Annotated in this window: 18 protein-coding genes; 6 read left to right on the forward strand and 12 right to left on the reverse strand. The window is 62.0% G+C overall.

Annotated features, from left to right (window positions below; translation table 11 throughout):
• The first annotated feature begins 22 nt into the window (after nucleotides 1–22).
• Nucleotides 23–457, forward strand: coding sequence for a cupin domain-containing protein (locus ACA041_RS12760; protein WP_497441427.1), 435 nt, complete (start codon nucleotides 23–25; stop codon nucleotides 455–457).
• 146 nt (nucleotides 458–603) lie between these two features.
• On the opposite strand, the gene ACA041_RS12765 is transcribed toward ACA041_RS12760, so the two are convergent.
• Together ACA041_RS12765 and pdxR are read right to left on the reverse strand one after the other, a co-directional pair.
• Nucleotides 604–1209: an LOG family protein gene (locus ACA041_RS12765; protein ID WP_497441428.1), complete on the reverse strand. Its 606-nt coding sequence runs from the start codon at nucleotides 1207–1209 to the stop codon at nucleotides 604–606.
• A 101-nt stretch (nucleotides 1210–1310) separates the two neighbouring features.
• The gene (pdxR, locus tag ACA041_RS12770) at nucleotides 1311–2729 is read right to left on the reverse strand and encodes a MocR-like pyridoxine biosynthesis transcription factor PdxR (protein ID WP_497442065.1); all 1419 of its coding nucleotides are present in this window, start codon (nucleotides 2727–2729) and stop codon (nucleotides 1311–1313) included.
• Between the two features lie 229 nt (nucleotides 2730–2958).
• Here pdxR and ACA041_RS12775 point away from each other — a divergent pair, with 229 nt between their 5' ends.
• Nucleotides 2959–4152, forward strand: coding sequence for a patatin-like phospholipase family protein (locus ACA041_RS12775; RefSeq protein ID WP_497441429.1), 1194 nt, complete (start codon nucleotides 2959–2961; stop codon nucleotides 4150–4152).
• A 31-nt stretch (nucleotides 4153–4183) separates the two neighbouring features.
• On the opposite strand, the gene ACA041_RS12780 is transcribed toward ACA041_RS12775, so the two are convergent.
• On the reverse strand, nucleotides 4184–5023 hold the full coding sequence (locus ACA041_RS12780) for an alpha/beta fold hydrolase (RefSeq protein ID WP_497441430.1): 840 nt from the start codon (nucleotides 5021–5023) through the stop codon (nucleotides 4184–4186).
• Between the two features lie 16 nt (nucleotides 5024–5039).
• Nucleotides 5040–5648, reverse strand: a complete 609-nt coding sequence (locus ACA041_RS12785) for an FMN-dependent NADH-azoreductase (RefSeq protein ID WP_497441431.1) — start codon at nucleotides 5646–5648, stop codon at nucleotides 5040–5042.
• A 215-nt stretch (nucleotides 5649–5863) separates the two neighbouring features.
• Between ACA041_RS12785 and ACA041_RS12790 the strand changes: the two genes are divergently transcribed.
• Both ACA041_RS12790 and ACA041_RS12795 read left to right on the forward strand, forming a co-directional pair.
• Nucleotides 5864–6319, forward strand: coding sequence for a carboxymuconolactone decarboxylase family protein (locus ACA041_RS12790; RefSeq protein WP_497441432.1), 456 nt, complete (start codon nucleotides 5864–5866; stop codon nucleotides 6317–6319).
• Between the two features lie 95 nt (nucleotides 6320–6414).
• Nucleotides 6415–6735 (forward strand): DMT family transporter, encoded by a 321-nt coding sequence (locus tag ACA041_RS12795; protein WP_497441433.1) that lies wholly within the window; start codon nucleotides 6415–6417, stop codon nucleotides 6733–6735.
• Nucleotides 6736–6744: 9 nt separating this feature from the next.
• Here ACA041_RS12795 and ACA041_RS12800 read toward each other — a convergent pair whose 3' ends face one another.
• From ACA041_RS12800 to ACA041_RS12835, 8 genes are all read right to left on the reverse strand, one after another.
• On the reverse strand, nucleotides 6745–7608 hold the full coding sequence (locus ACA041_RS12800) for an alpha-amylase family protein (RefSeq protein ID WP_497441434.1): 864 nt from the start codon (nucleotides 7606–7608) through the stop codon (nucleotides 6745–6747).
• Nucleotides 7605–8579, reverse strand: coding sequence for an alginate O-acetyltransferase AlgX-related protein (locus ACA041_RS12805; RefSeq protein WP_497441435.1), 975 nt, complete (start codon nucleotides 8577–8579; stop codon nucleotides 7605–7607). The genes ACA041_RS12800 and ACA041_RS12805 overlap by 4 nt, the downstream gene beginning before the upstream one ends.
• A complete protein-coding gene (locus ACA041_RS12810) occupies nucleotides 8576–9229 on the reverse strand; it encodes an alginate O-acetyltransferase AlgF (protein ID WP_497441436.1) in 654 nt (217 codons plus the stop codon). Before ACA041_RS12810 ends, ACA041_RS12805 begins: the two co-directional genes overlap by 4 nt.
• A gap of 8 nt (nucleotides 9230–9237) precedes the next feature.
• Nucleotides 9238–11781 (reverse strand): NfrA family protein, encoded by a 2544-nt coding sequence (locus tag ACA041_RS12815; protein ID WP_497441437.1) that lies wholly within the window; start codon nucleotides 11779–11781, stop codon nucleotides 9238–9240.
• A complete protein-coding gene (locus ACA041_RS12820) occupies nucleotides 11778–13892 on the reverse strand; it encodes a glycosyl transferase family protein (protein ID WP_497441438.1) in 2115 nt (704 codons plus the stop codon). Before ACA041_RS12820 ends, ACA041_RS12815 begins: the two co-directional genes overlap by 4 nt.
• A 12-nt stretch (nucleotides 13893–13904) precedes the next feature.
• Nucleotides 13905–16118 carry a hypothetical protein gene (locus ACA041_RS12825; RefSeq protein ID WP_497441439.1) on the reverse strand — a complete coding sequence of 738 codons (2214 nt, stop codon included), beginning with the start codon at nucleotides 16116–16118 and terminating at the stop codon, nucleotides 13905–13907.
• A 39-nt stretch (nucleotides 16119–16157) separates the two neighbouring features.
• A complete protein-coding gene (gene wecB / locus ACA041_RS12830) occupies nucleotides 16158–17363 on the reverse strand; it encodes a non-hydrolyzing UDP-N-acetylglucosamine 2-epimerase (RefSeq protein ID WP_497442066.1) in 1206 nt (401 codons plus the stop codon).
• Nucleotides 17364–17897: 534 nt separating this feature from the next.
• Nucleotides 17898–18686, reverse strand: coding sequence for an alpha/beta hydrolase (locus tag ACA041_RS12835; protein WP_497441440.1), 789 nt, complete (start codon nucleotides 18684–18686; stop codon nucleotides 17898–17900).
• Nucleotides 18687–18771: 85 nt separating this feature from the next.
• On the opposite strand from ACA041_RS12835, the gene ACA041_RS12840 reads away from it, so the two are divergent.
• Both ACA041_RS12840 and ACA041_RS12845 read left to right on the forward strand, forming a co-directional pair.
• A complete protein-coding gene (locus ACA041_RS12840; RefSeq protein WP_497441441.1) occupies nucleotides 18772–20058 on the forward strand; it encodes an NTP/NDP exchange transporter in 1287 nt (428 codons plus the stop codon).
• Nucleotides 20045–20989, forward strand: a complete 945-nt coding sequence (locus ACA041_RS12845; RefSeq protein ID WP_497441442.1) for an aldo/keto reductase — start codon at nucleotides 20045–20047, stop codon at nucleotides 20987–20989. The genes ACA041_RS12840 and ACA041_RS12845 overlap by 14 nt, the downstream gene beginning before the upstream one ends.
• Nucleotides 20990–21005 lie beyond the last annotated feature (16 nt).

Consider the following 21005-nt stretch of genomic DNA (forward strand, 5'->3'; position numbering starts at 1 on the left):
TGTAATCCCCTGGAGAAATGCGATGTCCTCTATCAACTTCCGCAACACCGCCGGCCTGTTCGCCGTTGCCGCTACTGTGGCGCTCACTGCCTTTGCAGGCGTTTCCCAAGCCCAGGAGCCGGCAAAAAGCTGGCAGACCGGGATCCACCGCACGGATCTGTTGAAACGCGACCTGGATGTTTCCGGGCGGGAGGTGATCCAGGTGCTTGTTGATATTGATCCGGGTGTGTCATCGCCCAAGCATTTTCACCCCGGTGTGGAAGTCGCCTACGTCCTGGAGGGCACGTTTGAGTATCAGCTCGAGGGACAGCCGCCGGTAACGCTCAAGGCCGGCGAATCCCTGTATATCCCCGCTGGCACTGCGCATGTCGCGAAGAACATCGGTACAGGCAAGGCGTCGGAGCTGGCGACCTATATCGTGAAGAAAGGCGTGCCGGCGGTAGAGTTGTCGAAGTAAGCGGCGCAGCCTGGTAACCAATAACAGGCAGCCAAGCGCAGTCCATGTGGGAGCGAGCCTGCTCGCGAAGGCGTCGGATCAGTCGACATTACTGTTGAATGTACCGGCCTTTTCGCGAGCAAGCCCGCTCCCACAGGTTCTGCATTTCAATTGACGTCTTGCGACGCTGTAATCCATTTGTTGACCGTCGGCGCCTGCCACTGCTCCAGCGCATCGATCAGCGCAGACGGATCGGTGTCGAAGATCAGCATCTCACTGTGTTCGCTTTTCACGAAACCTTCTTTCACGGCATGCTCGAGCAGGCTGCGTACCGGGTTGAAGAAATCGCCGATATTCAGGCAGGCGACGGCTTTGTGGTGTTCGCCCAATTGCGTCAGGGTGGCCGCTTCGAACAGTTCTTCAAAGGTCCCCAGGCCGCCAGGCAATGCAATGAAGGCATCGGCCGATTCACTCATGCGTGTCTTGCGGCTGCGCATGTCTTGCGTCACTTCATGCCGGGTCAGTCCTGGATGCAGGTGCCCGAGGTCGAACAGCAAGCCAGTGATGATACCGGTCACTTCACCGCCTTCGGCGAGCACGGTATCGGCCATGACCCCCATCAAACCCTTGTGGGTGCCGCCATAGACCAGGCGGATGCCGCGTTTGGCGATCTCCCTCCCAAGGGCCCTGGCCCCTTCGGCATACGCGGGGTCGAAGCCGTAGTTGGAGCCGGAGAAAACGGCAATGCTGCGAAGCGGGGCAGGCGTGGACATCGGATGATTCCCGGTGGATGGCAAGCACCCATGATGCGATCCGCCGCGCTGGCGAGAAAGGTCCAAGAATCGGCTGTTCGAGTTGGCCATGATCCGCGGCGTTACATCAACTCGAGGATGCGTTTGCCCAGCTGTTCGGCGCTGTCTTCGCAGGCGATGTTGGCGAAGCCGAGCAGCAGCGCCGAATTGGCCTGGCCCTGGATGCTCCAGTCGCTCAGGGCTTCGGCATATATACCGGCCTGCTGCAGACGCTCGACCAGCAAGCGATCGGACTGGTGTTCCTGCAGTCGCAGGATCAGGTGCATGCCGCCCGGTTGCGCATCGATGTGAATTTTGTCGCCCAGGGCTTTGCCGAGCCCCCGTGCGGTCATCTCCCGGCGTTCGCCGTAGAGTTTGCGCATGCGCTGGATATGCCGGGCAAAATGGCCCTCGGTCACAAAGGTTGCGACGATGGCCTGGGTGAGCTCCGGGCAGCCGCCGAGGAATATCTGGCTGACCTGTTCGAAGCGTTCGACCTGCGCGGGCGGCACAATCAGATACGCGAGACGGATCCCGGGGAACAGCACCTTGCTGAACGTACCGCAATAAAGCACCCGGCCATCACGGTCCAGGCTCTTGAGCGCGGGCAGCGGGCGGCTGATGTAGCGGTACTCGCCGTCGTAATCGTCCTCGACGATCCAGGCTTGCTCGCGACTCGCCCATTCCAGTAGCTGCAGACGTCGCGCCAGCGACAATGACACGCACAACGGGCTCTGATGGGCCGGGGTAACCACCGCCGCACGTGCCCCCGCCGAGTCGCTTAACGCGTCCGCGACCCGCAGGCCATCCCGGTCGACCGCCACCGGGACCACTTCCATCTGCAGATGCTCCAGCAACTGACGGGTCGGCAAATAGCCAGGGTCTTCCACGAAGACGCGGTCGCCGGGTTTGAGCAGTGCGTGAGTGATCAGCGACAGGGTGTTGCGGTAGCCCGAGGTGATGAACACCTGGGCGGGAGAGCAGGTAATGCCCCGTGCCACCTGCAGGTAGGTGGCAATCGCGCTGCGCAGCGATTCCAGCCCATAGACCGACGGGTTGGCCATGTCCGGGATCCGGGTCGCCCGCACGCACCGCGCACCGATTTGCGACCATATTTTTCGTGGGAAAGCATCCAGCGCGGGCAGGGCCATTTGAAACGGCAGGACCGGTGCCTTGTGCCGGATGGCCGGGCTTGCCGCCGACCCGGATGATCGCGCTGCGGGGGGCGCCAGCGCGCTGACGTTGATGCCCGGCGCCACCACCGTGCCGGCCTGGCCACGAGACTGGATATAGCCCTCGGCGGTCAGCAGTGAATAGGCGGTGTCGATGGTCCCCCTCGCCAGCCCGAGTTCCTTGGCCAAGGCCCGGGCCGCGGGAATCCGCTCCCCCGGAGTGAGCAAGCCATCAGTGATCGCACCGCGGAACCGCCAGTAGATTTGCCGATAGATGGGCTCCGGGGAAGAGGGATCGAGGGGTGAAAAGTGGTTGATTTGATGGGTCATGGCTGCGGACAGTGCGCTCATTGTTTTTAGTCAGGAAGTACAGGCCTGCCGGACGCGGGCAACGTGTTTTTTTCTCTCGCAAAGGGGCGCAAGATAAGCGACTGGACGTTCGAATCAGGTGTCGCAGCGTGCTTTCATATAGCCATCTCGATCACCAACGGCAAGGACATTTCACCGAATACTGCGATGAGCGCGTTCTCTGTCGACTGCAGGGGCCGGAGGAGGCGTTTTGAACCCGTTCCAGCTCAGACCCAGTGCCTCAACCCTGAACATGTTGCTTCAGGCATGCCTGCAACGCCGTGACGCCGTACCCCCGACTTTAACGGAAAAAGCCGTCATACCGGGCATTCCCGATGCGCGCTACTGGCTGGACCAGGACCTGACGCCGTTCATCCACGATGCCATTGCGGCCAACAAACGAGAGCATGAGGCGCTCGTTGCAACCGGCAGGCAGGACAGCATCCTGCCGCTGGCAAGCATGCTGGCCATTTCCGGCGGTGGCGACGCTGGCACCTTTGCCGCGGGGCTTATAGCGGGGTGGACCCGGCATGGCACTCGCCCGGTGTTCAAGATCGTCACCGGCATCAGCGCCGGCGCCCTGGTCGCCCCGTTCGCTTTCCTGGGGCCGCAGTACGATGAGGTCATTGCGCGTATCTGCAATGCCGTCGGCCCGAAAGACATTTTCCGTTCGCGTAATGTCCTGGCGCGTCTTGCCAGCGACGGCATAGCCGACAGCAAGCCACTGTCGCGGCTTATTGCGAGGTACATCACGCCCGAGGTGCTTGCGCAGATCGCGACGGAATATGCCAAAGGACGAATACTGTTGATCGGCACCACTGACCTTGATTCGGCGCGGCCCGTCACCTGGAACATGGGCACTATCGCCGCCAGCCAGGCGCCGGAAGCGCTCGAGCTCTTTCGCAACATCATGGTCGCGTCAATGAGCATTCCCGGCGCCGTGTCACCGGTCATGATCGATGTGGAAGTCGACGGCAAACAGTTCCAGGAAATGCACGTGGATGGCGGCGTCATCACGCAGATGTTCCTGTACCCGCCAGGCACCGTGATGGCGATGAACAAAGTCCCGGGCGCACCTGTGCGCAACGAGCGTCATTTCTATGTCATTCGCAACGGGAAGCTGGCACCGCAGTGGTCCGGGACCAAGCGCCGTACATTGAGCATTGGTGGTCGAGCCATCAGTGCCTTGATTCAAACCCAGGGGGTCAGCGATCTGGATCGTATCTATCGCATGGCAAAGCAGGATGGGGCCGACTTCAATCTTGCCTATATCGGCGCCGACTTCGGCTTTTCCCGCAATCATAAATTCGATGGCGAGTACATGAAGCGCCTGTTCGAGTACGCCTTTGAGCTCGGTGCAAAAGGCTACCCATGGCACAAATTGCCGCCGGGGCCGGTGCTCTGACTTCCCTACGAATAAAACGCCGGGTTACTCGTTATTTTTCTCCCAGGAAATTCAGCAGGATGGCATTGAAGTCAGCGGGTGCCTGCATAAACGCGAAATGACTGGCATTGGGCAGTATGGCCAGGCCGGCACCGGGTATGGTCGCTGCCAGGTACTCGGTGTGATCGCGTTTGATCGCCTCATCATGGTCGCCGTCGGCAATCAGCACCGGTGATTTTATCTTCTTCAGGTCGGCATCGCTCCAGGCCGGCTGTGTGCCCCACATATGACTGATTTGCTCGACGAACTCGTCAAATTTGTCCGGCGTGGGCGACAGCTGCTTGTATTCCTGCCCGGCACGCTCGATGTAGGCGGCGAAGGTCGGGTTTTTTTCAACGCCGGCAATGACGCCATCGGTGGTCGAGTTGGCGGCGAAGGCGAATATTTTCCCGACGCGATCAGGGTGACGTATCGCCAGATCCAGGCCGAGGATCGCGCCGTCACTCCATCCCACCACGTCAGCCTTGGGTATCTTCAAATGGTCCAGTAACGCAACGACGTCATCCGCCATCAAGTCGTAGCCATAAGCTTGCGTATCCCTGCCACTGCGCCCATGGCCGCGACTGTCGAGCAAGACCACGGTGTGATGAGGCGCCAGTACCTTGACCTGGTTTCCCCAATAATCGGAATTGGCCAGGCCGCCGTGCAACAGGATGACGGGCGATCCCTGGCCGACAACGCTGTAGAACAGCCTGGCGCCGTTGACGTTCAGGTAGTCGGATTTGGCGGCCGTGGTGATCTGGGGCGTCGCTGGAAGCGTCTCCCAGCGCTCGGCAGCCTGGGCGAGCGAAATCGAGGTGCACAGTAAAGCGACAGCCAAGAGTCGATTCATGTTGCTCTCCATCGGATCAGCGATTCGAAGAAAAATACGCATGCAGTGCCAAGTCTGCCTTGCGCCTGGCCTCAGCCACGGCATCCGGACCCAAGGCAGTGCCTTCAACCGAGAAGAACGTTAGTGCATGCAGCCCGATCATGCCCAGCACGGCGCTCAAATAGGGCGTCAGGAAATCCGGCTGCCGCGGGTTCACCCCGGTAAATCTGCCGCCCGAGGCCACCGCGACAAACACCGGCCGGTCGCGCAGCAGGCTGGTCTTGCCTTGCGCGCCGACATTGAAGGTGCGACGAACGCGAGCGACGTGATCGATCCAGACTTTCAGCGCGGCCGGTACGGTGAAGTTATGCATGGGTGTGCCAATGACCACCACATCGGCGCTTTCCAGTTCTTGAATCAACTCATCCGAGCGGGCGAGAGAACCTTCCTGCGAGACGTCTGCAGACGATTGTTGTGAATTGGCGTAATCCTCGTCGACCTGGGAAATGGCATCGCCCGCCACGACCCGGTTGATGACGGTGGCCGTCGGGGCGCCATCGAGTAAAAAACCGATGATGTTTTGGGAAAGTCGGTAGCTCTCGGAAGCTTGCCCGCGAGGACTGCAGATTACGTGGAGGATTTTCATGATTCACCCGTTGCTCAAAGTGCTGATGTGAGGGAATCACTCTATGAAGCTTATGACCTATCACAAAGGTCCATGAATCAGGTAAGTGACTAGGCCATGAACGCCAGCCGCTAAAAGGATCATGGCCCAGAACGCAACACCGATCATGGACCTTATCAAATAGACCAAGAAACAGCACGATGGCGTCCCTTATCCAGCAAACACAAGGACTCATCATGAGCAACCGTATCGATTACTCCAAAGCTTCTCCTGAAGGTTACAAGGCATTTGGCGGTGTCTACGTCTATCTGCAAAACAGTGGTCTGTCCCACGAACTGATCGACCTGGTCTATCTGCGGGTTTCGCAAATTAACGGCTGTGCATTCTGCATCGACATGCATTCGCGCGATTTGCTGAAACTCGGCGTGAGTGTGGACAAGCTGGTGCTGGTACCGGTGTGGCACGACGCGGGTGAAGTCTTCAGCCAGCGCGAACGTGTTGCCCTGAGCTGGGCGGAGACCGTGACCCGTGTCGCTGAAACCGGCGTTCCCGATGCTGATTACGAGGCAGCGGCGGCCGAGTTCAGCGATAAGGAACTGGCCGATCTGACTTATGCGATCGGTTTGATGAACGCCTTCAATCGATTCGGCGTCACGTTCCGTTCGAAACCCGCTGCTGCCAACAAGGCTTGACCTGCCGGATAGGTCAGTAGCGCGCTCACCCAGTCTCGCCAGGCGCTAACGCCTGGCGATTCAACTTACGGATCTACATCAGCGGGGCTATCACCATGGCATGGGCATTATTGGGCATCGCCGGCATTCTCGAAATTGCATTCGCCTTCTACATGAAAGGTTCTGACGGTTTCACCCGATTGATACCGGGATTGCTGGCGGCCGCAACCGGCTTGTCGAGCGTTTTTCTGCTTTCGATGTCGTTGCGCACACTGCCGGTCGGGACCGCCTATGCGGTGTGGACCGGTATCGGCGCGGCGGGCACGGCGATTCTGGGCATGGCGCTGCTGGGGGATGCCACCACGGCGCTGAGAATATTGTGCATTGTGCTCATCCTGGCTGGCGTTATCGGTCTCAGGCTGGTTTCGGCCAATTGAACGGCGCCCTTATGGCTGCAATTGCTCCACCAAGTGCGGTGTCACGTAGTGCGGACCGTCGAACAGGTAGAGGGGATAGCCGTCATACGCAGCGAGTTGCGTCTTGAGTTCGGCGGCGGTCGCGGAGCGGAATCCGCCACCGAAGTTGGGGCGAAAGGCCTCGACTATGATCCGCACACGCGCCTTGCCCAGACGTTCGCCCAAGGCGTCGGCATAGGTTCGGGCCACGGGTGCCGTGCGCGCATAAACGCCGACACCATCCTGAAAGAACACGCCGATGTCATCCGGCAGCCATTGCTTGAGCCAGTCGGCGGTGGCCGCGGGGCCGATGTTGGCGCCATCGTAGACGCTGATCCACAACGGTCGTGGCAGCTTTGCCAGCAGCGCAGGCAGTTCCTTGGCGCGGGTCCAGCTGGGATCGACTTCGGCCGGGAAATACCAGCCGGTCACGTGCAGTGGCGTCGGCAGCCTGGCAATGCGTTCCGAGACCACCGCCAGTTGCTCGATATTGTCCCTGGAACGGTTCTCGCTGAAATAGCCGGCCAGCCCGAGGATGACATCCTGGGCCCAGGGAGCCTTGGCGATACGCGCCCAATCGGGCAGGACCGGGACGCTGGGCAGGCCGCTGCCGGGAATGAAGGCCTGATCGTCGACGACGGTCCATTGCACCAGAAGCTCTCGAGCGCCCAGTTTTTCCCAGTTTCCGCTGATGCCCACGGTCTTGTTGTCGGGCTGCCAGACGATGCCGACAATCCCCGGGTCCAGTGCCTTGTTGCTCGTCACGTAGAGCAAGCCGGCACCGGCACCGAGGGTGAGGGCGAACAACACGGCCGTAACGGTCGCGCGACTGGCGGAGTACCCGAGGATGTTCACGGCAATACCTTGTCGAGGCGCTGATGCCATTGGCTCAGCGAGGTGACGCCTGTTGCATTCCAGTTGGCTGTCGCATCGGGACCGAGGTGGAACTGGCCCTCATTGAATTGCCAGACGATCACTTGCGGCTTGTGCCCGGCAAAATCCGTCGACTCCAGGTATTGCAGCAGCGTAGCCCACGGACCGACATCGCCGGGGTTCCAGGTCAGCGCGACGGGGCGGTCCAGGGCATTGGAGAGCTTCTGGGTATACCCCAGATAGGGCTGGACAAAGCTGTTGCCGATCACTTGGACCGGTGCTGGCGCGTCATCGATCAGCAAGTCTTTTTCTGCCTGATGGCGCACGGTATAGATGTCGCGACCGATGGCTTTGCGCTTGACCGCTGGCAGGAAATTGCTGGCCAGGTCGCCGAACGCGCGGCGCTCGAACCACTGGCCCAGCGCTGCGCCACCACCGGGCTCGCCGGGCAGGCGGTAACGCGCGGAAATCAGTTGTGCCGTAGCGTCGGCGGTGTTTTCGGCGCTCCAGGCAGTCCAGTGATAGTCGGCGCGGTAAAACGCGGTCTGCTTGCCTTGCTCGGTCCGTTGCAAGATGGGCTTGATGTTCAGCGTGATCAGGCCCGCTTTGGCCAGGTCGCTCTGCAAGCGGTCATAACGCTGCATGACGGCCGTGCTCAAGGGCTGATCGGTGGGCAGGCGCTGGGCATAAAACGGCGCCTTCATCGGCACCACCAGCACGACGAGCCCGATGTGTTGGCGTGCCAGTTGCTGCTGGAGTTGCTTCACCAGCGCAATGTTGCGGGCCGTGCCGGGGTTATCGACCTTGCTCAGGCTTTCCCAGGCCGGGAACAACCAGCCGCCGTTGCCGGTGATCACCGCCGAGGCCGCTTGCACGCCGGTGCCCGCCAGGCTCAACAGCAGACCGGCGAGCGTGACGCGGATCAAGCGATGGGGTTTGAATGAAACGGTCATGGCGCGGTCTGGTCGACGAGGCCGATCAGCCGTGGTGCCTGGCGGGAGCCGATCAGGAACAGGCTGTAGCGATCGCCGGCCTTGAAGGGCGCCAGCTTCAACGGCAGGCTGCTGTTCGGGTGGCAGCGGGCAACCAAGGTCGCTTGCACAGGGTTGATCGTGCGCTGGACTTGCCCGTTGAACGGCACCCGGTTGAATACAGTGGCGCCATTGGCCAGTGAGATATCGGCCTGTTCGCAACCGCTGCCCAGGTTGTACAGGTTGAGTTCGGCGCGCAGGTCTTTACCGCGCAACGGCGGGTCGATGACCAGGCGAGGGGCCCGTGTCGGGTCGCTGTCGAGAATCAGCGTGACCCAGGCACTTTTCGGTGCGCTCAGGCCTTTGATCTCGCGACCATTGACGGTCACCTGAATCGGCTGTCGCGAGTCCACCACCTGGAAAGGGCTGGCCACTTCGGCCTGGGCGGACAGGGCCAGGTCCGGGCCTTGACCCAGGCGGACCTGCACAGTGGTATCGCCGGGGTTGACCACCCGCACCCAGGCGGCGCCTTCGGGCAGTTTTGGCGCGTACAGTTGGGCGATTTCAGGGGCGGCCTGGGCCGCTGTCGGGACCACGCCAAGACCCAGCCACAATAAAACTCGAACGTTCATGTCAGTCCTCAATAGGAATAGGTCAGGCGTGCGAACACGCCTTTGGCGCGGTCATCGCCCAGCACTTTCACGCGGTACTGCAGGGAAAAATCCACGTAGGAGCGGGGGGCGTTGTAGGCATCTTCGCGGAACCAGTAACGGACGTTGTTACCGACACCGATGCCACCGGCCTTGCCGGATGATGAGTCCGTGCTGCCATCGGCAGCGGTCTCGCTGTGCATCTTGGAGTCGTAGTCGAACGCGGCCACGACATGCGGGAAGCTGACCCAGCGCGAGCCTGTACCACCGATGGCGTAGCTGCGCCCCACCTGCCATTCGCTGTTGAAGTAATCACGCGAGTCATTGATGTAATGACCGGCCTCGGCGAACAACTGCGAGGTCCACCAGCTGGAGGTATCGACCCGCAGATCGGTGCCGATGCTCGAGCCATAACCCAGGCGCACCAGCCAGTCGCCATCGACGTCCGATGATCCCAGGGGGAATGTGCGCTCGACGGCGGCCATCACGTTCAGCGCCGTGAAGGGTTTGACCCGAACACCCACAGCGCCTTGCAGCGCATCGAATCCGGTGTCCGAATCGCTGTTCTTGCTCCACAGCGTGTCGGTGACGCGTCCGTAAAGTTCGACAAAACGTGCATTGCGATATCCCAGGGGACGCCAGGACAGTTCGGTGCTGTTCTGCAGACTGTCATTGCTGTTGCTGCCGCTGGTCGGGGCTGCGCTCAGGCCACTGCTGGAGCTGTTGCCACGATAGCTGGTCGTGCTGGTCAGGCCCCAGGTGCGCGATACATCGGCCACCGCGCGACGGGTGTCGAACAGCTGTTGCGCAGGCATGTCCAGGTCACCGGAGGCTTGCGCATCGATGACGCGCTTGAAGTAGCTGACGGCTTGCTCGTCGTCGTTGACCCGCATGGCGGTGTAGGCCGCGTCCTGGGTCGCCGTCGGCGTGAGTCGGGTGTCGGCGTCGGCGTTGCGGAACGACGCCTGGGCTGCGTCATCATCGCCGGCCTGGACCGACAAATAGGCCAGCTGCAGCTCGCTCATCGATTCCAGCTCACCGGTGTCCCGCGCTTGTTGCAGGCGTTCGCGCGCAGTTCGGCGCTGGCCGATGGCGGCATACAGGCTGGCTTCTTCGTAAGCGGGCAGGCTGCCCAGGGCCAAGGCCCGTGTGAAGTCCTGGCGCGCCTCGACATCGTCCCCCGCTTGCTGATGCAGGCGGCCGCGCTGGGCCAGCAGCCGGGCGTCATCGCCACTGACCTTGAGGCCGTCGCTGGCCGCTGCAATGGCTTGGGGCACCTGTTTGCGGTCACTCAGCGCGCTGACCAGCAGGCGCCGGTATGCCGGGTTCTGCGGCGCGCGGTCGATGGCTTGATTGGCCAGGGCAACCGCGGTCGCCGGGTCTTTGCGAGCCAGGGCCGCGTAGGCCTGGGCGGCCATGTCGGTGCCCCCGTCGCGCTGGTTGCCCGGCCAGATATCACAGACCAGGCCGAACGCCGTTTCCTGACAGTTCAGGGTCGGCGCCGGAAAACGGGCAACAGCGTGCAAGCCGTTGTTCTTCTGCCGCAGCGCCATTCGGGCAGCGGTACGTCGGCGGGCCACTTCGCCGCTGTCATCGTCGGCCAGTGGCTGCAGATGATCGAGCGCCTGTTGCGGCTGGCCATGGGCCAATGCGGCGTCAGCGGCGAAGAAGCTGATGTCACGGACTTCCGCCTCCAGCAGGCCATCGATGGCCAGGGCACGCTTCAGGTCAGCCTCGGCCGCCCGGGTGTTGCCCTGACGATCAAGGGCATAGCTGCGCAGAATCCACGGCGCGATTTCTCCATCGTCCTGGGCCAAGGCACCGGAGGCGGCCTGTTCGGCCCCCGGATAATCCCGGGCAGCCAGCAGGGCACTGATCAGCAGTTGCTGATTGGCGCCGATTTCCGGAGCCCAGGCCACGGCTTTCCTGGCCTGGTCCACGGCCAGTGAAGCCTGGCCTTGCTCCAGGGCGCGATAGCCCTGGACCGCCAGCGGTGCGGCCAATTGCCGGCGGATCGCTTCGCGGCGCATCAACAACGTATCGTCGTCCGGGAACACCGCCAGGGCCTGGGTGGTGGCTTGATCCGCTGCCGGCAGGTTGTGTTGGCGCTGCAAGGATTCGATCAACAGCAACCGGTAATCCATGCGCTTGGGTGCCTGAGCGATGGCTTGGCGTGCCGCCTGGGCAGCGAGGCCGAAGTCGTCGCGATCATAGGCCTTGAAGGCCCGGGCCGCGGCACCGAAGCCCGGGGCCTGCCGCGACTGCGGATAGCGCCTCGGATGATCACGCAGCTGCTTGTCGCGCTGAGCCAGCACAATCAGCCTGTTCAAGCGGGTGATATCGGCCCGCTGGCGCAACGCTTCACGGGCCTTGACGATGGCCAGGTCGTAGTCTTTGCGTTCGTAGGCGCTGTACGCCTCGTTGGCGGTTACATAGGCGGGACCGGTCAACGGCAACGGCAGCGTCTGGCCATGAACGAATCCGGGCATCAGGCTCAGCCCCGTGGCCATGAGGGTCAGGAAGGGGCGATTCATGCCGGAAGCTCCTCGGGATAATGGCTGTGCTGGCGTGCGACGGCCTTTTCGATGGTGGCGCGCGGCAGCACACCGGTATCGACCAGGTAGTCGCCGATGCGTCCGTGATGTTGCGGGCGGTACTGCAGCATGGCGCGGCTGAACACCTCACGATCCAGCAGTCCCATCTCGATCAGCAGGTCGCCCAACAGCGGCGCCTGGGCATCCGGGACCGGCTGACCGTCGCGCACCTTCAGTTGACGCAAGCGCGCGACGATTTCGCTTTCCCGGGCAATCAACTGCACAGGCACGCTGCCCAGCTCATCGCTGACCTGTTGCAAACCCTCGGCCGGCAGCGGGTTGGCCACGGCGATTTGCGCATGCCCCTGGGCATTCAAGCCCAGCGGCACCACACGCCAGCGCAGGGCGAATTCATCGTCCAGCATCAGCGGTGAATTGCGTGCCTTGTCGGCCACGTCGAACACCCGGGGCAAGTCATTCTGGAAGGCGATGGCTTCCGCCAGGGTTTCATCGTCCAGCCAACCATTGCTGAGCAAAATCCGTCCCAAAGGCATGTGTCGGGTTTTCTGTTCGGCCAGGGCGCTTCGCAGATCGGCGTCGTTGATTGCCTGCCAGGACAGCAGCACGCTGCCCAGCTTGCGCGGTGCGGCCGCGACCAGATCGGTGGACGGGAAGTCGTGCATGGTCTTGTCCCACACCAGCTTGCGATTGAGCAGCTTGCCGACCAGGAACATGCGCCAGGCACGGGACGCGGCCATGAAGTTGACGAAGTTGCCCACGACCATCCGCGGGATGGACAGCACGCCATGCTGCCAGCCGTACAACACGGTGGTGAAATAGCAGCGGTGCGCGATCCGCCAGGCCAGGGCGATGCCGTTGGCCAGCAGCAGGTAGGCGATAAACCCGTTGGATTCGAACGGCGTCGGGAAACTCACGTCCCACAGGCCGCTCTGGCGCAGGATGATCAGGCCCAACAGCTGCGCCAGAATGACGTAGGCGATGATGCTGACGAAAGCCGTCACCAAGCCCTTGCGGTCACGAAACAGCAGATAGCGGTTGGCCAGTGAACCGCTCCAACCCATTTGCTCCCAACCTTGCAAACCAATGCCCAGCGTCCAGCGAGCTTTCTGGCGGAACGCGGTGCGGAAGGTGTCAGGGAACAGTTCGCGCACGCATAACGGCATTTCCAGGGTCGATTCGTACGGCTTGCGGAACCACGATTTGCGCAACACCCGGAACTGCACCGGGAACCGCACGAAGATCGCGTTCATGCCGACCTTGGCCAGGCGCGCGGCGACGTCGTAATCTTCGGTCAGGCTGTCGGTGTTGAACGGCTGGTTCTGGTTTTTCCCGGCGAGCATGCGCAGGGCACGGTGGGAAAAACAGGTGCCGACACCGGCCGATGGCACCGTGTCGCTCATGCTTTCACGCACCACCAGATCCTTGCCGTGCCATTCGGCGAACTCGTCCATGTAGGTGCCGGCCACCCACTCGTACCAATCGCGCTCCAGTGACACCACCGGCAACTGGATCATGTCCTTGCGCGGCAGCAAGTAGTTGAACAGACGCAATTCCATCGGGTGCAGCACGTCTTCGCTGTCGTGCATCACCACGCCGGCGAAGGTCATGCCATGGGTTTCCTCATGCAGGAAGATGGCCTGGATCACCCAATTGAGGCAGTCGGCCTTGCAGGTCGGGCCGGCGTGCGGCACTTCCACGCGGTGCAGCTGCTTGTAGCGCCGCCGCATGCGTTCCACTTCATCGATGGTGCGCTGGTCGTTGATGTAGGTGCCGACGAAGACCACATAGTTCTGGTAATCCAGGGTCGACACCATGTTCTCGATCATCGGCGCGATCACGTCATATTCCAGCCAGGCCGGAACCATGATCGCCAGTGGCTGCTCGTCCCGGGCCAGCAGCTGCTCGGCCGTCAGCGGCCGGTATTTGCGCTGCGCGGTGAATTTGCGAAACAGACGGCGACACCAGTACCACAGATCGATGAACAGATCGTCCAGGCTGGAGATCAGGATCAGCACCGCGACCACGATGGTCGAGATCTCCAGGAAGCTGTAGTAGTGGGCCAGCCAATAGGGCCAATAAAGCGACGTCATCGAAGGTTTCCGTTACTGGCGATTGCGACGGGCACTACGGCCGGCCAGCAACAGGATGAGGAACAACAGGATGCCGCCGGGTATCAGCCACAACCACGACGGCGTGCGCCAGGCGTCCAGGCCCTTGGGTTCTTCGTTGTCGATCAGTTGGCTGCCACTCGGGTCCTGGGTGTCGAAGGTGCTCAGCGCGCCCTTGTCACCGAGGATGGCCACGTCGCCGCGGGTCAGCAGGATCTGCCGGGCGAAGCGCGGTGCGTCGCTGCCCAGGGCGCGATAGACCAGGCCGTGCTGGCCGCCGGCTTCCACCACTTGCAACGAGGCCAGGTGGTTGAGGGGATGTACGTCCAGCAGCAGCTGATCCTTGTGATTGATGCGCAGGCGACCCTGCTCGTCGACCTGCACCGATTCCTTGCCGTCCTTGATCGGCAGCTCGAAGGCGAGGAAGGCCTTGTCCGGCGTGACCGAAGCCTTGGGGTCGGCACTGACTTTCAGTTGCGCCCGCAGCGGCGAAACGCCGGCGGCGTCAGCCACTGAAATCACTTGTGGCAGGCTGCTCGCCGGATGCTCGAGGTAGGCCTGTGGCACGAGGATCTGGGTGTCCATGGCAAAGCGCGCGGCCATGCCGGAGAAGTCGTTATCCAGCGCGGTCTTTTCCAGCACGATGTGGCTGGTGGGCAGCACCGAGACCGGGAAGGCCTGGGGGGTTTCCAGGCAGCGGTCGCTGACCGGCTGGCGCTGGAACGACACACGCAGCACGTTCTTCGAACCCAGGGTGTAACGCGGGATATGCGCTTCGATGCGCTGCTTTTCCCCGTTGGCCACCAGCTGTTGCGCGCCAATCAGATAGTCATTGAGAAACAGCGAGGCCACCGGCGCGGTGTCCGAGGCGCCAGGTGCGGCAGACACGTCGACCACCGCCTGGACCGGCAGGCGCCCGTCGTAGGCCACGCTGCCCAAGGGGAACGAGGTGCTCCAGTCGGATTTGGCCAGCACGTCGATGGCGCCCGGGTTGCCGCCCAGGCGCGACAAGGCCACGCGGCCGTCGACGCTCAACGGCAGCTGTGCTTCGCTGACCGTCAATTGGCGGCTGCGGGCCAACTTGTTCCAGGCCGAACCGAACAGCGCCAGCGCCTTGCCGGTGGCCTGGGGCGCGATCATCAGCACCGGTCGTGTACCGAGCAAGGCCAGGCGTACGTTGTCGGTACCGGTGGCGGCCAGGCCTGCATTGATATGCCGCTCGCGCCATTGCGTGAAGGCGTTGGCGGCCGTGGCGTCGAGGCCCTGGATCTGGCGCTGCAGTGCGTCCAGTGACTCATTGACGGCCTTGAGCAGTTGCGGATCGTTGACGGCCAGGTCCGCCTGGACGTTCGGTGTCTGCCCCAACATCAACAGCGCGCCGATTTGCGCCGGGTCCGCCAGCACGTGCGGGCCTTTGCCGTTGAGGCCGGCGAACGCTGGAATCGCCAGCAGTTCAGCGGGGATGCGCAGGCCGCTCAGGTCGACGCTGTCTTGCAGGGCGGGGAAGGGCAGGATGCGGCTGTGCTTGCCAATCCGCTCCAGTGCCACACCCAGGCGCCAGGCTGCGTCGTAGCTGTCGGCGGACAAGGTGCCCGGCGCGACCATGATCCCGGGCTTGCCGGGCAATGCGGTCCAGGCGGCGCCGACGTCCTGCAACTGGCTGGCGTCGTAGCTGTAGCTCAGGCGGGTGTCCGGTTCGATACGCAGTACGTTTCCGATGGCGCGTTCGTCCTCGCACAGCACCCTGGACACGATCGACGACCAGGCAATGCCCAGGCGCAGCGAGCCGCTGTCCCGCGCTTGCTTGTCCACGCCCAACGTCGCGCTGGCATCGCCCTGGGCTTCGCTGAGCCCTTCGGCGCGCACCGGATAGCCGTCCAGCGACAGCAGCAACGTATTGCGGCCACCTTCGCCATTAAGGTAACTGGCGTCGAAATGCAGTGTGGCGTCCGTCAGTGGCACACCGGCAGGCACTGGCAGGTACAGTTCGCGTCGGGAGTCGGTGGAGCCAAGGATGATCGGTGCGTCGATCCCCAGATCGCTCAAGCGGATTTCACGCTCCTGTCGGGTATCGGCGTTGAGCCGCTGGATGGCCTGGGTGAGCGGGCTGTCCGCGGCCAGGGCAAAGGCAGGCATGAGCGCGAGCAGGCTCACGCCACAGGCAAGGGCGCTGAGCGCGCCCGTAGGGATGGCAACGGAAGACTTCATTCAGGCAGATCTCGAGCAGATAAGAGGGGAGCGAACGGGTTACAGAGAGGTGAATACCGAGTGATGTGCTTGCGCTAACCTGGGCACGCGCTGCAGGTACTTCGGTGATCGACCGGCGACAAACTCATCGACCGGGCGACCCATCAGCGCATCGACTATGCGCGCGCTGGCCTTGCCATCGCCGTAAGGGTTGGCCGCCCGGGCGGCGCGACGCCATAGCAGATCGTCATCGAACAGCGCATTGACGCCACGAATGATCGTTTGCGGTGAAGTCCCGACCAGCCGCACAGTCCCCGCGGCCACCGCTTCCGGGCGCTCGGTGACATCTCGCATCACCAGCACCGGTTTGCCCAGGGACGGCGCTTCTTCCTGCACGCCACCGGAGTCGGTGAGAATCACGTGCGCACGTTGCATCAGGCGCACGAACGCCAGGTAGTCCAGGGGGGCGATCAAGTGCACGTTGGGCAAATCGCCCAGTTGTTCGGTCACCGGGCCCAGCACATTGGGATTCAGATGCACCGGATAGACGATCTGGATATCCGCGCGCTGCGCCAGATGGCGCAGGGCCTTGCAGATATCCAGGAAGCCTTCGCCGAAGTTCTCCCGACGATGGCCGGTCACCAGCAACACCTTGCGCCCGGGTTGCAGGAACGAGAATTGCCGGTCCAGGCTGTCACGCAGGCCAGGGTCCTGGTCAAAGCGTCGGGCCGTCATTTGCAAGGCGTCGATCACCGTATTGCCGGTCACCAGGGTCTGCCCTTGCAGGCGTTCGCCAAGCAGGTTGTCGCGGGATTCGCAGGTCGGTGCGAACAGCAGATCAGCCCCCAGGTCGATGCAGCGCCGGTTCATTTCTTCCGGCCACGGGCTGTAGATATCACCGGTACGCAGGCCGGCTTCGACGTGGCCCACGGGGATGCGTCGGTGAAAGGCAGCCATCGCCGCGACCATGGCCGACGTCGTATCGCCATGCACCAGCACCCGATCCGGCCGGGTCATTTCCAGCACCGGGTCGATCGCTGCGTATAACGCCGCGGTCAGCGAGTTCAGGGTCTGCTGCGGGGTCATGACATCGAGTGTGTAATCGGCCTTCAAGCCGAACAGATCCAGCACCTGTTTCAGCATGCTCTGGTGTTGGCCAGTGATGCAGATCTGCGAATGAATGCCGGGCTCCGCAGCCAGAGCCTTGACCAGGGGCGCCATCTTGATGGCTTCCGGACGTGTGCCGAAAATCGAGAGAATCCTGATCGGTGAATGATGGCGAACGATGATGCCTTCCTCGCGCAGTTCTAGTGCGCCGCATAACAGTCGATCCAAGTATGTTTTTGTCTTGGGTCAACTTGCGATAGTTGAGATTGGTAAGGGCCGGACATTAAAAATGAGAGAGGCTTGCCGGTCATTAAAGTTGGCGGCAAGTTACGTGGCTGTCCGAGGGCGGGGCGATTATTAACATCAATGGCGGCAAGGGCAAAGGTTATATGAAGTTTTTTTATTAATTTAATAACTGAAACTTTTGCTGCTGATTTGAGTCGCGGATTATTGGCTTGTTTTTCTAGATGTTGCCGCAAGTTTATAGGGTAATTATCTGTTTTTTAGGTATTTTTTATTTATGGTCCGTTCATCGATATTATTGAATTTGTAGAGTTAAGTCTTGTCGCCAAAGGCCTGTCAGAGGAGGCGGGAGGGTCAGTAGAATGGCGCCTGTATATTGGCATGCCCCGTGTGTAGAGTTTTAGAAGTTATTTTAAGTGAAGTTAAAAGTTCCATCTAAAAACAGTCTGCTCACAATCCGCCTTCCAGCAGTTTGAGATACTCGGGACTTTCGGAAATCGAATTATGCCCGACCCCCGCAATGACTCGTAACGATGCCACGCCATCGGCGAAGTGTCGGTAGAGTCGCTCGGTGCTGGAGCGCGGTATCACTTCGTCGTGTTCGGCCGCAATCAATAGCGTCGGTACCCGGACGCGAGCGGCGTATTTCCAGGAGTCAAAGGTGTCCTTGAGCAGCCACTTCACCGGGAATATCGGATACTGCCGGGCCCCGAGTTCTTCCAGGCTGTTGTAGGGCGTAATCAGCACCAGGCGTGCCGCCGGCCGCTGGCTGGCGAGGCGCACGGCGACCCCCGAGCCCAGGCTGCGCCCGACCACGGCGATATGGGGATGGGTGGCATGGACCTGGTCGAACAGGGCCACGGCATCGCGCTGGATAGCCTCCTCGGAGGGCGACCCGGAACTGCCGCCGTAGCCTCGGTAGTGCATCAGGTAGAGCGCATGATCCGGGAAGGCCTGCGCGAAGTCGGGCAGGTTGCGGGACACGTCTTCGGCATTGCCGCCGAAATAGATCAACGCCTTGGCGCCGTCGCGCGGGCGCACGGAGACCAGCACCTGTGCGTCATCGACCGACAGGGTCAGCAGCGCTGCCGCGGTGTCGATGGCGCGTGGTTGCGGGAAGTAGATAAGTGCGCGCTGGAACACGAACAGCGCCACGCAGAGCACCAGGTACAGGGCTGCGAGGATGACGACGAGAGACACCAGGGTGCGCGACATTCGGCTAACGTTAGTGGGCGGCATTGACTGCTCTGGGCCTGAAGGCTGCTATTGCCTGATAGCGGTCAAAGTGTAGTCGATCAATCACCCGCGCACCGGGAGGGCGCCCATGCCGATCGTTCTGAAGTGGCTCAACGTATTGCCATCGGAAAGAACGGCGCTGATGCTCGGTTTTGCCTTTCATTTCTGCGTGCTTGCCAGCTACTACCTGGTACGCCCGTTGCGCGATGCCCTGGGCCTGGAGGGCGGCGCCGACAAACTGCAGTGGCTGTTCACCGCCACTTTCCTGGTGATGCTGCTGATGGTGCCGCTGTTCGGTGCGCTGGTTTCGCGGCTGCCGGCCATTCGTTTCGTGCCGTTGATCTATCGCCTGATCGCCCTGTCGATGCTGGTGTTTGGCGCGTTGATCGCCAATCACGTCGCGCCGGTGGCGGTAGGGCGAGTGTTTTTCGTCTGGATCAGTATCTATAACCTGTTCATCGTCAGCATCTTCTGGAGCGTACTGGTGGACCGCTTTTCCAATGAACAGGGGCGGCGCCTGTTCGGCTTCATCGCGGCGGGTGGCACCCTGGGCACGTTCATCGGACCGTTGCTGGCCGCGACCATGGCGACGAGCCTGGGGCCGGTGGCACTAACGGTCGCGGCGGCGCTGCTGCTGGAAGCCGCGGTGCGCTGTTATCGGGCGCTGTTGTCCCATACGCAGGCGCAGTCCGGCAGCCACTCGCTGGAAAATCGACGCATGGGGGGCGGCATGCTCGCAGGCATCACCCTGATCCTGCGCTCGCGTTATCTGCTGGGGCTGGTGCTGTTCATGCTGCTGCACACCAGCGCCGCTACCTTGTTGTATTTCGAACAGGGCCGGATCGTCGCCGGTAGCTATGCTGATGTGGCGAGCAGGACGCAATTTTTCGCCGTGGTCGATTTGATCGTGTCGGCATTGACCTTGATCTTCCAGTTGTTGCTGACGGCACCATTGATTCGTCTGATCGGCGTCGGCGGGGCGTTGGCCGCCTTGCCCCTGGCAACGATCGTGGCGTTCACCGCCATGGCCCTGGCGCCCGTGCCGGCCACCGTCGCGCTGGCGCAGGGGCTGCGCCGCGCGGTCGAGTTCGCTATCGTGCGACCGGCGCGCGAAGTGCTGTGGACCGTGGTCAGCCGCGAAGAAAAGTACAAGGCCAAGAATGTTATCGAAACCCTGGTGTATCGAGGTGGCGATGCCGCCAGTGGCTGGTTGTCTGCGGGTTTGACGGCGCTGGGCGCCGGTTTCGGACTGGTAGCGCTGGTGATCGTGCCCTTTGCCGGGCTATGGGGCGGGTTGTGCCTGTGGCTGGCCAGGCAGCAACAGCAAAGAGCTGACAGCAAACATGTGGAAGGGCCAATCCATGAGCCACACTGATGGATATACACGTCGACAACTACTCACGCTGGCCGCCGGAGCTTCGATGGTTTTCACCTTCGATCCGGCCTTCGCAGCGTCCCCGCCGTCGAAGGAAACAGGAGGCAAGAACATGCTGACCCGAGCCATCCCTTCCAGTACCGAGCCGTTGCCCGTCGTCGGGCTGGGCACTTATCGCGGTTTCGATGTCGCGCCCTCGGACCCTGCCTACAAGGATCTGCCGGCGGTGCTCAGTGCGTTGTTCCAGAAGGGCGGGACGGTGGTCGACAGCTCGCCGATGTACGGCCGCGCCGAACAGACTACCGGTGAACTGCTGTCGATCCACCGGCCGCGCTCGCCGGCCTTTCTGGCGACCAAGGTCTGGACCCGTGGCCGCGAAGAAGGCATCGCGCAGATGGAACAGTCTTTCAAATTGTTACAGACCGACCGCATCGACCTGATGCAGATCCACAACCTGCTGGACTGGAAAACCCATTTGCCGACCTTGCGCAAATGGAAAGAAGAAGGGCGCATTCGCTATATCGGCATCACCCATTACACGGCATCGGCTTATGACGAGGTCGAAGCGGTGCTCAAGGCCGAACAGCTGGACTTTCTGCAGATCAACTATGCCCTGGATGATCGCGGCGTGGAAAAACGCCTGCTGCCGCTGTGCCGCGAGCGCGGCGTGGCGGTGATCTGCAACCGACCTTTCGGCGGTGGTGGCTTGATCGCACGCCTCAAGGGCAAGCCGCTGCCGGGATGGGCCGCGCAAGTGGAGGTCAGCAGTTGGCCGCAACTGGCGCTCAAGTTCCTGCTGGCGCATCCGGCGGTGACCTGCGTCATCCCCGGGACGGGCAATCCGCGCTACATGGCGCAAAACGCCGGTGCCGGCTTCGGCCCGATGTTGACGGGGGCGCAGCGCGAGCAGTTGATCGATCTGGTGGGGTAGGCCAATCACGGGCCGG

Source organism: Pseudomonas sp. LBUM1676, assembly GCF_059695605.1.